The sequence below is a fragment of the Metallosphaera yellowstonensis MK1 genome, from assembly GCF_000243315.1.
GTDB classification, from domain to species: domain Archaea; phylum Thermoproteota; class Thermoprotei_A; order Sulfolobales; family Sulfolobaceae; genus Metallosphaera; species Metallosphaera yellowstonensis.
The window spans coordinates 546,369-557,904 of sequence record NZ_JH597768.1 but is presented as its reverse complement, the minus strand read 5'-3'; the positions used below and the strand labels follow the sequence as shown (position 1 = coordinate 557,904).

The window sequence follows — 11,536 nt, the reverse complement described above, 5'->3', positions numbered from 1 at the left end:
CTAAGTCCTCGTAGTCCTAGTCGGGGATGTGAAGGTCTACCGCGAGACTGTAACTCTTTTACGTAACTATTCGTCATTTTAAATTTATAAATATTGTTTTGATTTGAGTTATGTTTATATGGTATTGCCATTGAGTACTTTATTGATGATCTCCCTAACTGATGACGGGCACTGCTCACGAGGGTAGGAGTGATTGGAATGGGTATTGAAGTTTCCCTCGACCAGCCCCAATGATCTGGGGGTGACTGTGTATGATCCCTCAGCAGGGTGCCCGTGGTGCAATTAGAAATGAAAGGAGAAGTTACGCCACGGGTAAACACCTGTTTGAAACCTTTCTCTATGGGAAACGATCTCAAAAATCCCTACCATTAAACATACTGGGATGACAGCAGTTATTAGATTTCGCTTTGACTTCAAGGCTACACCTAACGAGAAATCCCATAACTGCTTCTGGATGAGATTCACTGAGGACTCACTGCTCCAGGTTGAACGAACTGATAGACTATAACCATTATGTAGACCTGGTATTGATTGTTGTCATAGAGGGGATACATGGATATCTGCACGGGCTGGAAGTACTCCATCCTGACTGGCGGGAGTGTCTGGCCCAAGGTGATCCCAGTGGTACTGAGGGTCTCGGTGAACGGGGCTACCACCGGGTAGTTCTGTACCTGGAGGCCCTCCACGAACATGTTCACGATGAGGGAGTTATAGGCTCTACTTGTCCAGGCGAAGGGGAACGACTGTGCTACAAGGTTGACCAGCTGTTGTGCCAACGGGGGAGAGGAGGAGAACTGGGAGGCTATCTGACTCTCCGTCTGGTTCAGGAGGGTCTCGTTTATGTAGTCCTGTATTGGATAGCCAGCTATGACAGTCATTGCACCCATGGCCTTCCCTATATCGCCCAGGCTTGAGGTGTAGCCCAGGAATTGGCCACCTAGGTCAGTGGGGTAGCCCAGGAACGCCTCTCCCCTGTAAATCGTGACCGCGTCGTAAGCGACGATGTAAGTTGGGATCGTGTAGTTGGGACTACCGTAGGGGTAGACGTGGAAGTCGTCCTCTAAGACCTTGGCTGCAAATGTCTCGTTGTTCAGGAAAATCTCGGCCATCAACTTGATCTGAGTATCGTTGAGCGTGTTGTTCTCGTCTATTACGGTCTTGTTCCCAACGACCTCTATCCAATACCCGTAGTCCCACCAGCTCAGCACGAAGGCGTGGGAGGGAGTTTGCGTCCTCAACCAGTCCAGAGTCGTCACCCAGGCGTAGTTGGGAACAGGATAGGGGGAGGCTGACGTGACTATAGCGTTGGGGGTATTACTGGCCATCACCGCTGAACCTGCGTCTGCCACCAGGGATATGCCCACGACCAGGAGTAAGAGGAGGGGAGCTACCCTGTTCCTCTGCTCCCTGAGCCTTGAGACGAGGAAGTAAACCCCTATCCCCGCCAGGGGAGCAACCATGTAGGCGGTGTAGTTGAAAAGGTAAGGCTGTTCCGAGGTCCCGTATACACTGGCCACTCCCAGGATGAGGAGCCAGAGACCGGCCAGGTTCCCCTTCCTGAGCATGTAGTACATTCCTGCAACGGAGAGGAAGATCGCGACTCCGAAGTCAGTAAGCATGGAGGTGAGGGGTTGCGGGATGTACTCCGCCACAGTCCTGTCTATGGGTACGGTGAACTGATAGAAGGGGTCGATTATGGCGTAATATCTCCCCGGTATGGGCGTGGTGCCCAGGGCGGAGAGGCCCGCAACTCCCAGGACGAACAAGAGGAGAAGAAAGGCCGTTATGAGCAGTGACCTGGACTGTTGTAGCTCCCTCGGTAACACCCTCCTGAGGTGGAGGTCTAGGAATAGTAGGAGGGAGACAAGGATGAGGCTGAAGCCGTGCGCTAAACCCGACATGAACCCTATGTTGTTGGGGGCGAAGGAGGTAAGGAAGGCCGTGAATAGGGCCATGAGTGTGAAGGACTTGGCGGTGACCTCGTCGTTCCTGTTGACTAGGATCAGGACGAAGGCCGCCCCCAGCAAAGACACGTCTATGTAGGTGTAGCCTCCCCAGGATATCTCGGCGAGGAAGAGTGGGATAGAGGCGAGTGCACCGTACCAAGGCTTCTTCCTCTCAATGGCCAAGTTCAGGAGGTAGATGGTGAAGAGCACGAAGACGCCTCCCCAGGATGTCTTGGGGAGACCGCCAATCAGGTTCTTGTAGGTGAGGGCAGGAGAGACCGCAATTATTAAGGCCGAGATGAGCCCACCAACCCTGCTCTTGGTTATGGACTCCACGGAGAGGTAGGCCGCAACGACGCCCAGGCCCGCTAAGGCCATGTCCAAGAAGAGGACCACTGTGTACACTGAATCTGGACCGTAGCTGGCGTAGAAGGGTAAGGAGAGGAGGGCTGAGATGAGGGGGAGGCCTATGGTGTCCCCGAGTTCTATGAAGTAACCGAAGGGATACCAGGCGTGGACGTCTGGAGGGACTGCGTACCAGTTCCCGTGTGCCTGGGCTATGAGGAGGGCGTTGTAGAAGAGGTACCAAGAGTCGAAGCCGTTTATGGAGAGAGGGTAAGTGGCACTGACTCCCCTGATGGCAATGGACAGTATCGAGACTCCCAGGACTAGGACGGTGTCGAGGACTGTGTTCCTCAAGACCTTGGAGACGGCCCTGAACGACTGCATAGGTGACATGGGAGGAGGGGTTAATTAAACTTAATCGAAATTGAGGGCTGAATCCTTTTTCACGTTGATAGAAATCTTTTTGTATTGTTTATAATAAATTTTTGTTGATAAGGGATGAACTCTCACTCGATGTGGGCTCTGCCCAAAAGGGTGGGAGAGATCTGGGATGAGTGCCCCGTGCCGTTGGGCTCAAGGGAGTCCCATGACCCACCTACCGTAAGTAGGTGGTTGAGGGCTAAGTCCCTACACTGAATCATGATTGAACATAAAATGAGTGAAATGAGAGCGTAGGAACAAACGGTAGGGTGCAGTACAGTTCTCCTTCGACCTGTGGGAGATCTACGATTCTGGATCAACTTTCTCACTCCTAGTTACGGAGATTCCAGGTCTGAAGGTCGAAGTATTCAGGTTGTCCTTGAAATGCTCTGGTCCTCAAGGCGCCTAAATTAATTTTAGCTCTAGGTTGATATATTGTTGACGTCGTCAAGAATTACATGATACCACGAATTGACGATTGAGTAGCGCGAAAAAGTTGAACCTTTGAAGTAGCGTCTTCTCGCTATCCATGATGGGCCCGGAGGGATTTGAACCCTCGACCTCCCGGTGTCTGTTGGGATATCAGCCGGGCGCTCTAGCCATGCTAAGCTACGGGCCCCTGAAATACTTGAGGATATACGTTTTAAGTTTTACTAGGTTCGGTGCTTCGTTGACTATTCAATTTTCTCAGGGATCTTCACATTACATCAGTTATTAGTTTTTGCCTTGATTACAGGACGATATTTAAGGGTCAGCAATTATCAGATTTTACCTTGATTACAGGGCGCTACCTAAGGGAAAGTCCCATTACTGCTTTAAGGGTAAGTCCCATTACTGCTACACATTACATTTCTCAAAAATTCTATAGCTTATTGAAAGGAAGCCTACCATCAGTTTTTACAAAAATCGATGAAGTCTGAGTACAAGAAAAGGTAATCATTACAACTCCCAAGGTGATAAAATGGAAGTCAACAGAGTGTCGGTATAAGTGAATTAACCCCACGGGATCGGATAAAGACCTGAACACTAAAGTCGTAATTGGTGAGTTTTCCTTAAACTCTCCCGTGACGAGTTCGTGAAGGCGATCTGAAATGAGAACTTCCTGTACGAGATACTGCTCAAGCTTGACTCGTAGACGTGACCTTGTTCCCGCGAAATGGTGACAAGAGGACTAGCCAAGGAGGTTCTGTAACTTACAACCCGAGACTATTTGAAGAAAACGAATATGATCCTTACCGATCTAAAGTAATAAAAAATGATGAATACTGCTTTTGAGATAATAGAACTTTATTTTATTTTTGTGTATTTGTGGAATTCAGAATTCCTTGTAGGGTGAATGTTGGCGATAAAGATCCTTGCGTAAACACCATGTTGATCTGTACAGAGCCGCCTACGTTATTTGGTGATGTTAAGGAAGATGGAAGCGCTGTTGTGTTTTCAAAGGTTACGTTAACTTCTCCCGCATATCCCGCAGGTATCCCGCCGGTAGCTTGCTTAGAGCCTAAGTATACTAATGGAGTACTATTTAGGTAACCAGCTACCTGGATGGACTGGAGAGATGCCGGTGTAGCTCCTCCGTTCTTAACGTTAAAGATCACGGTAACACTATAAACAGGATTGTTACCAATTGTGGTGGAAGTTTTTACCACGTTCACTAGAGGTGTTGAGGTTATCTGTAGTTGACCACTGTTGCCGAAGCTACCGAACAGGCCGAAGGCGAAGACCGCCACGGCCAAGGCTAAGGCTACGCTGACTATGACAAGTATTAGAGCCGTTACTGCACCTGAGATTGCCCTCCTTGACTTGAGGATTCTCATTTTAGGTCTGCATCACTCTTGGAGCTATATCTATAAAAAGTTTTCTAGGAAATCTTACGGATATCAGCTAAAAAGTAAACATGTGACTTCGTAGACCTCACAAGTTAACTGAACTGAGACTTACCTCAGCACTTCTTCCCCCTAGCTAAGAGCCTGTACTTCACCATCCTGTCCTCTGGGGAGAACCTGGGGGGGTGAGCTGACACGGTCTCCCCACCACACTTGGGACACTTATCCCTCAGCGTGTAGGTCCAGTCCCTCTCACATCTCCTGAGCAACCTCATTTCGCCAGCTCAGCCTCCACCCCCTCCTCTTTTGCCCTCTCCATCAACTTCCCCACCACCTCCTCCAGTCTCTGGGCCACAACCCTGGGGTCAACCCCGACTACCTCAACCCTGTACCTCGGTGCACCGATGGTGAACACCCTGACCTCCTCTTCCCCTTCCTCAAGTTCCTCAGCCAGCTTCCTTATCTTCTCGACTCCCTCTGGGTCGAAGCTCTTGAGTATTACGACTTTGCTCTCCTTAACCTTCCTCTCCTCGCTGTGCTTTGAGGCCTCCTCCACGAGGGGTTTGACCCAAATCTCGGGCACTCCAGCGTCGATCAAGACCTTCTCCCCCTCCTTCACGGCCCTCTGCAACGCCTCAAAAACGTCACCGTACCTCTCCTCCAGTCTCCAGGCCACCTGTTCCCAGGCCTCCCTCTCGCTCTTCCTGAGCTTCTGTGCCACCAGCTCAAGGATCTTGTCGGTCTTCTGTATCCTCTTCCATTGGACGTTCTTCTTCTTCCTGTCATCATCGTTAACCTTCTTCAGGGAGACGTCCACGGTACCCTTCTTCCTGTCCACACGTATGACCTTGACGATGACCTTCCTACCCTCCTTCACCACGTCCCTTATGTTCTTGACCCACCTGGTGCTTATCTCGCTCCAGGGCAGGAAGGCCTGTATCCCCCCGTACTCGTCCAGGGTAACGTAACTCCCGTAGTCGAAGACCTGTTTCACCGTAGCCACTAGGATCTCTCCTTCCTTAGGTAGTTGGTACCTGTTATATATCATGGGATTAAGGTGGGGAGGACGACTTTTATCTTTATCCTCTCCAGGGTTGAGTACTAGGAAATAGGGGAGACCGGTTTTCCCCGAATTCACGGCTCACCCCTCGACCTCTGCCCCTGGGGCCCTCCCCACGACCAGGTTGACCAGGCACATCCAGGAGTAGGCCCAGAACTTGAACACGGCCTCGAGCGCCTGACCCCCGAAGCTCGTTGCCCTGACTGCCTCTCTGGACCTCCTCTTCGCCGCTGAGAGGATTGACTTGGTCAACCACCTCCGACCGTAGTCCTTCTCGTCCCTCCAACGTTCGTAGTCCAACCTCAGCAGTTATCAGATTTCGCCTTGACTTCAAGGCTACACCTAACGAGAAATCCCATAACTGCTGTTTTACCTTGATTACAGGGCGCTAACTAAGGAAAAATCCCATAGCTGCTGTGATTGAAATGAAAGTGTAGGGGCAAACAGTGTGTTGGTTGGTACTCCCATCTACCCTCCACCCGTCTTTACCCACCTCTCAATCACCTTGATCAAGAGGAGTAGGGATAACCCCACTGCTATCATCACCGCTGACGCTGAGATGGCCACTTGCGGGCCGTAATATCCATACATGTTGTATATCTGCACCGAGGCGGGGGAGACCCCATTGAAGGGGTACCCCAGGACGTAGTAGGCTATGATGGCTATGGAACCGAACTCGCTGAGGGCCCTGCTCATGCTGGTCAAACTCGACGACACCACTCCCTTCAGGGAAAGGGGTAACACGACCTCCAGGAACGTCCTCAGGGGTCCGGCCCCCAGGGTCCTGGCGTAGTTCTCGTAGGACCTGGGCAGGGCGTCGAAGTAGGACTTCATTCCCCTCACGTATATGGGGGCTGAGACTATGACCAGTGCCACTACCAGCCCCTGATACGTGTCGAAGAAGTTGATCCCCAAGGACTGGAGGAACCTGCCCACGGGGGAGTAGTCCCCGTCCAAGAAGACCAGTGCCACCCCCACTATGGGATGAGGGATCGACGCAGGTACATCGGCTAGCGTGTCTGTGATCGGGTCCATCGTCCTGGAGAGGTAGTAAGCTAAGGGGGTGAAGAGCAACACGTTGATCAGGGAGGCGGTGACTGAGGAGGCGACAGAGAGGACTACCCCGTCGAGGAAGTATGGGGAGAAAGCTTGGGGTGACCTCGACGCAAGTCCCTCCACCAGGATGAATATGACCGGGGAGGAGAGCAACATCACGGAAAAAATTGATATTACCTTGACCCAGTTCAAAGGGGACCTCCTTCAACCAGTTTACCCTGGGAGAGTAATGAGGCTATCTGGGGAGGTACAGCAGTGGAGTTGAAGAGGATTGCAGGGGACAGGGGCATCAGCCCGAACTTATCTAGGAGGTCGGAGTGCTCCACGACGTAAATCACGAACTGAAGGGACTCATTCAGGTCGTTGGTGTTCTTGGGCACGGTGATGAAGAGGTATATTGGTGAGCCTCTGACCGGCCCAGTGCTGAGGTTGTAGGAGAACTTGGAGTACAGCGAGGAGTAGCTGGGATCCCCTTGGTTCACCTGGGGGGGCAACTGAACGTACTGTAAGCCCTTAGCTATGGCTGCTGACTTATATATGAACAAGAAGTTGATTTGGCCCGCCTCCAGGGGTGATACGAGCTGAGCTGCGTTACTCGCCGTGACGTTCCCACCGTTCTTCAACATGTCGTCGTAGAACAGGTAAGTGTTGTTCGCATACTCGTAACCAGCTAGCTCCAGGGTTATCCAGGCCCTGAACCCGGCGGGGTCAGTGTTGGGGTTTGATATGCCCACCTTGACCTTCCCACTGCTCAACACGGAGAAGAAGTAGTACCACACTGTGTTGTTCCCGGCCTCCCCCTCCTGAGCGAACTTCAGGGCCTGCTCTGCGTAGGGGTTATTCACGCTGGCGTTTGTATAGGCTATGGTTAACTGGTCGGCCACGAAGGCTATGGCCCAACCGGAACTATAGTTCCCCAGGTATGATGGAGACGCAGCTGATAAGGCGACGGGCATGAAGACGCTGACCTGGGCATTACTTCCCTCAGAGGCGATCTCCCTAGCCAACCCGAAGGAGCCTCCTCCCTTGGGCGCGGGTACCTGTATTCCCGTAGAGTTCTGGAAAGAGGAGCCGAGGAGTTGGGCCTCCACGGTGTAGGCGTCTGCAACCCATATGTACAGGGGCTGAGTCGAGGGGGGAGAGGTGGTCACGCTGTGCTTCCCTGAATTGAGCTCCACGTACACCAACGCTCCTATTATTATGAGTACAATTATTGCAACTATTACAATCCTATTCATATTCCCCAGTGACTCTAATTATGGGGGAATAAAAATATTTCCCTTTGTTAATATTATCTTCTCCAGATCTGCCTAAGGGTTAGGGCTTTCCCGCAGGGATCTCATTCACCGTTGGGCTGAATCCTTTTTCCCGTTAATAGAAATCTTTTTATGACTGTTTATAACGAATTTTCGTTGATAAATAATGACCTCCCACACCGATGTGGGCTATGCCCAAAAGGGTGGGAGTGATTGCAGAGATGTGAGCCCCGTGCCGTTGGGCTCGAAGGAGTCCCATGACCCACCTACCTTAAGTGGGTGGTTGAAGGCTAAGTCCCTGCACTCGATCATGAATGAACATAAAATGATTGAAATGAAAGTGTAGGGATAAACGGTCATAGTCCCTCCTTCGGAGGGTTCATAACTCGCTATAAAGTTAAAACGTTCAGTCCCTTACATCCTGTATGATACCCCCCAAGTTTAGGGAGTACGCTAGGGCGTTTTACGAGGTGGCCAAGAGAGATGGGGAGAGGGCGAGGAGGGCCATGGAGCTCAGGGATTTCCCGCAGTGCTTCTTTTACGCTCAACAGTCCGTTGAGAAGAGTGCCAAGGCGATGTTGGAACTTAAGTTAGTTTACAAGAAGGAGCACGATATTATCGCCGACGTAGCGTCCAATTTACAGGATTTGGGAAGAGATTTAGATGAAGTCCTAAACGCACTAGATTACCTTTCTGGGGCTTGGAGTGTTTCCAGGTATCCCTTCTTTAACGGGAACGCTGTGACCACTCCTGAGGAGTTCGTGACCGAGGAGATGTGTAGAAGAGGGATAGAGTATTCGGAGAGCGTGATTAAAATTGCAGAAAATTACCTCAGAAAATATGGAATTATTTAGAAAAGCTACGGAATTATTAAGAAAAAAAAGCGTCAGGGCGATAGTCTTCTTCGGTAGTAGGGTGATAGGAAAGTATAGGAACGACTCCGATCTGGACGTTCTGATAGTAGCGGAAGGCCGTATTGATTTGGGCCCAGAGAGGTTAAGGTTCGTCAAAGAGAACGGGATCTACCTGGACACCACGGTCATGACCGAGAGGGAGTTTGAGGAAAACCTGACCCTGGGTACGGTTCTGATGGGGGTCTCGTTAGCCTTTTGCGTGACCTACGACGAGATAGGGATATATGACAAGTTGGTTAACTGGTGCAAGGAAGTAGAGAAATACGGGGCGGTGCTAATACTACCGTACGGAAGGTTCGTAGTCGGGAGGACTCTGAGGAAGTGCCTCCTGGTTAACGAGAAAATCTGACCTCCTTATATAAAAAGCTCCACGCCACGAAGGCGAGGGTTCCACGAGTTGGTTGAATCCTTTTTCCATGTCAACAGAAATGTTTTTATATCAATTTATTATGATCTTTTTGATAAAAGATGAACTCTCACTCGATGTGGGCTCTGCCCAAAAGCGTGGGAGAGATTGCAGAGATGTGAGTCCCTTGCTGTTGGGCTCGAAGGAGTCCCGTGACCCACCTACCTTGAAGTCTGGTAGGTGGTTGAGGGCTAAGTTCCTACACTCCATCATGATTGAAGATAAAATGAGTGACAGCAGTTATGGGATTTCTCGTTAGGTGTAGCCTTGAAGTCAAGGCGAAATCTGATAACTGCTGTGAGTGAAATGAAAGTGTAGGGACAAACGGTTACACCCCCTTAGGGTGCCACTCTGTTGGGGTCCATGACGAAAGAGAGAGGTTTCTTAGTTCAACAGTTATGGGAATCTTAGGGAGGTAATACGAAGAAGTCGGTATTAGCGAGAAGTTTTCATTTTTCGACGTCGTCCTGCTGAAAAGGTGCGGAAAGGGACCGATCGAGTTGGCTAGGGAGAGGCTGGTCAAGGCGGTCAACAGGCTGGGCGTGGTGAGGAGGAAGGGGAGGAGCAGGAAGGTCGGGTTGGCGCTAGTCCTCATGGTCCTGGTAGGTGGGAGGGCCAGCGTGAGGAACGCGGCCGAGACGTTCGGGTTGGACTACTCAAACCTGCTGGAGACGTTGGGAGAACTCGACGACGCGTGGGGGCTGGAGGTCCTGTCGGGGCTGGTGAAGGGTCAGGTGGCCGTCATCGTGGACGACACCGTGGACCACAACGCTCCAGGGGGAAGGACGTGAGCCCCTGAGAACTACTGGATCTGCTGCCACACCCACGGGAGGTTCGAGAGGGCCAAGCTCCTCACAGTCGCCATAGTGGACCTCTCCACGGGCAGGACGTTCATGGTGGGGGCTTTCTCCTACGTCGTGAGGAAGATGTTGGATTTGGGGATGGTTACCGAGTTCAAGACCAAGATCGACTTGGCCAGATGTTGGACGTGCTCAAGGAGCGCTTCCGGTAGCCAGGGTCTTCTTCGACTCGTGGTACTGGTCCGAGAAGCTCGTGAGGGACAACGTGGTGTCTGAGCTCAAGCCCAACCGAACTCAGGGTCGAGTCGGTCCAGGGGACCCTCGAGGAGGTGGAGGGACACCTCCGAGTGGGAGACCCTCGGAGTCTACTACGCCGACCTGACCCTGGGAGGCCAAGCGATTACGGTGAAGTTGCTAGTCCGGGAATATAAACGTGACTCTGGGACACAGGCCAGGTACCTCTACACCACCGACCTCTCGCTCAGCGAGGAAGTCGAGGAGGCCTGGAGGATGGAGGTGGGAGATCGAGGACCTCCAAGGGACGTCAAGGCCCTTGGACTCCTCCTTCTGGAGGAGGGACAGGCTTAAGGGCTACCTCACGATCTTCACCATCAACAACGTCGTCAGGGAGCTGGTGGGGGAGCTGAACCTGGGGAGCGTTGACGCGTTCCTCAGGTTCTCGAGCGCCGTTTAGGCTGACTACCTGGGCTGATGAAAATCCTTAAGTTACGTTAAAGTCCCATAACTGCTGTCTTTACTTAGATCAGTGTATAGTACTCCAACGTTGAATTACGTCCTCATGGTTAGCTCAGACTGGTGGAGGAACTACACTGTAAATGTCTTTTCATCGAAAGATTTTCAAGTAATTTTGAAGTTATGAGGAAGATCAACCATCTACGTCGAGTAGAGACTTAACTCTTTCACGTAACTACTCGTTATTTTCAATTTTCTAAATATCGTTTTGACGTCGGTCATGTTCATGTAGTATTACCCAAGAATTCTCTCTTGACGATCTCCCAACTGATGACGGGCACTGCTCACGAGGACGGGAGAAGTTGGATGGGTATTGAAGTTTCCCTCGACTAGCCCCAATTACTTAAGGGTGACCGTGTATGATCCCTTAGGAGGGGTGCCCGTGGCATATTTAGAAGTGGTTAAAGAAGGTAAGTTACGCCACGGGTAAACACTGCATCATATCCTGACATAGGGAAGAATCAAGCGAGGCGTCGACCTTCCCTTCCTAGTCAGGCTCATTTAATCTCGTCCGGCCACCTCGGTTTCCCGCTCGTACCGTGGGACACGTATACGAACTGCGGATTGAGTGAGGCTATTCGCCTCACGCTCTCCAGTAATTGATCCTTATCCTCATATATTACAGGTAGCCTCAGCCCAGAGCCGGTACCCTGAAGGATGTCCCCCACTATCACTACGTTCTCGTGGGGTAGGTGGAGGGTGACCGAGTCCGACGTGTGTCCAGGTGTATAAATTACGTTCACTCCCTCAATGA

13 protein-coding genes, 1 tRNA gene and 2 pseudogenes are annotated in these 11,536 nt (G+C 51.3%); 7 read left to right on the top strand and 9 right to left on the bottom strand.

Features of this window, described 5'->3' with window-relative positions:
* Positions 1 to 461: 461 nt before the first annotated feature.
* Positions 462 to 2,675 (bottom strand): STT3 domain-containing protein, encoded by a 2,214-nt coding sequence (locus tag METMK1DRAFT_RS10650; RefSeq protein ID WP_009073889.1) that lies wholly within the window; start codon positions 2,673 to 2,675, stop codon positions 462 to 464.
* Positions 2,676 to 2,804: 129 nt separating this feature from the next.
* Here METMK1DRAFT_RS10650 and METMK1DRAFT_RS19525 point away from each other — a divergent pair, with 129 nt between their 5' ends.
* The gene (locus METMK1DRAFT_RS19525) at positions 2,805 to 2,927 is read left to right on the top strand and encodes a hypothetical protein (protein WP_281034114.1); all 123 of its coding nucleotides are present in this window, start codon (positions 2,805 to 2,807) and stop codon (positions 2,925 to 2,927) included.
* Between the two features lie 317 nt (positions 2,928 to 3,244).
* Here METMK1DRAFT_RS19525 and METMK1DRAFT_RS10645 read toward each other — a convergent pair.
* The 7 genes from METMK1DRAFT_RS10645 to METMK1DRAFT_RS10615 all read right to left on the bottom strand — a co-directional run bounded on the left by METMK1DRAFT_RS10645 (position 3,245) and on the right by METMK1DRAFT_RS10615 (position 7,891).
* Positions 3,245 to 3,330: transfer RNA gene (locus tag METMK1DRAFT_RS10645), tRNA-Ile, on the bottom strand.
* Between the two features lie 673 nt (positions 3,331 to 4,003).
* Positions 4,004 to 4,528 (bottom strand): hypothetical protein, encoded by a 525-nt coding sequence (locus tag METMK1DRAFT_RS15710; RefSeq protein ID WP_009073883.1) that lies wholly within the window; start codon positions 4,526 to 4,528, stop codon positions 4,004 to 4,006.
* A 125-nt stretch (positions 4,529 to 4,653) separates the two neighbouring features.
* Entirely contained in the window at positions 4,654 to 4,812 is a 159-nt protein-coding gene (locus METMK1DRAFT_RS10635; RefSeq protein ID WP_009073881.1) for an RNA-protein complex protein Nop10, read from the bottom strand.
* Positions 4,809 to 5,585 carry a translation initiation factor IF-2 subunit alpha gene (locus METMK1DRAFT_RS10630; protein ID WP_009073879.1) on the bottom strand — a complete coding sequence of 259 codons (777 nt, stop codon included), beginning with the start codon at positions 5,583 to 5,585 and terminating at the stop codon, positions 4,809 to 4,811. Before METMK1DRAFT_RS10630 ends, METMK1DRAFT_RS10635 begins: the two co-directional genes overlap by 4 nt.
* Before the next feature lie 93 nt (positions 5,586 to 5,678).
* Positions 5,679 to 5,897, bottom strand: a complete 219-nt coding sequence (locus tag METMK1DRAFT_RS10625) for an IS5 family transposase (RefSeq protein ID WP_009073877.1) — start codon at positions 5,895 to 5,897, stop codon at positions 5,679 to 5,681.
* A gap of 168 nt (positions 5,898 to 6,065) precedes the next feature.
* Entirely contained in the window at positions 6,066 to 6,845 is a 780-nt protein-coding gene (locus tag METMK1DRAFT_RS10620) for an ABC transporter permease (RefSeq protein WP_009073875.1), read from the bottom strand.
* Entirely contained in the window at positions 6,842 to 7,891 is a 1,050-nt protein-coding gene (locus METMK1DRAFT_RS10615) for an extracellular solute-binding protein (RefSeq protein WP_009073873.1), read from the bottom strand. The genes METMK1DRAFT_RS10620 and METMK1DRAFT_RS10615 overlap by 4 nt, the downstream gene beginning before the upstream one ends.
* Before the next feature lie 184 nt (positions 7,892 to 8,075).
* Between METMK1DRAFT_RS10615 and METMK1DRAFT_RS10610 the strand changes: the two genes are divergently transcribed.
* From METMK1DRAFT_RS10610 to METMK1DRAFT_RS19710, 6 genes and pseudogenes are all read left to right on the top strand, one after another.
* A complete protein-coding gene (locus METMK1DRAFT_RS10610) occupies positions 8,076 to 8,255 on the top strand; it encodes a hypothetical protein (protein ID WP_009073870.1) in 180 nt (59 codons plus the stop codon).
* Positions 8,256 to 8,334: 79 nt separating this feature from the next.
* Positions 8,335 to 8,763 carry a HEPN domain-containing protein gene (locus METMK1DRAFT_RS10605; protein ID WP_009073868.1) on the top strand — a complete coding sequence of 143 codons (429 nt, stop codon included), beginning with the start codon at positions 8,335 to 8,337 and terminating at the stop codon, positions 8,761 to 8,763.
* Positions 8,726 to 9,172, top strand: coding sequence for a nucleotidyltransferase domain-containing protein (locus METMK1DRAFT_RS10600; protein ID WP_048087842.1), 447 nt, complete (start codon positions 8,726 to 8,728; stop codon positions 9,170 to 9,172). The genes METMK1DRAFT_RS10605 and METMK1DRAFT_RS10600 overlap by 38 nt, the downstream gene beginning before the upstream one ends.
* Positions 9,173 to 9,272: 100 nt before the next feature.
* A complete protein-coding gene (locus METMK1DRAFT_RS10595) occupies positions 9,273 to 9,488 on the top strand; it encodes a hypothetical protein (protein WP_048087841.1) in 216 nt (71 codons plus the stop codon).
* Between the two features lie 235 nt (positions 9,489 to 9,723).
* Positions 9,724 to 10,728 (top strand): annotated as a pseudogene (locus METMK1DRAFT_RS20125) (IS701 family transposase).
* A gap of 287 nt (positions 10,729 to 11,015) precedes the next feature.
* Positions 11,016 to 11,212: pseudogene (locus METMK1DRAFT_RS19710) on the top strand (hypothetical protein).
* Positions 11,213 to 11,279: 67 nt separating this feature from the next.
* Here METMK1DRAFT_RS19710 and METMK1DRAFT_RS10585 read toward each other — a convergent pair.
* On the bottom strand, positions 11,280 to 11,536 hold a 257-nt coding region (locus METMK1DRAFT_RS10585), incomplete at its 5' end, for an MBL fold metallo-hydrolase (protein ID WP_048087840.1).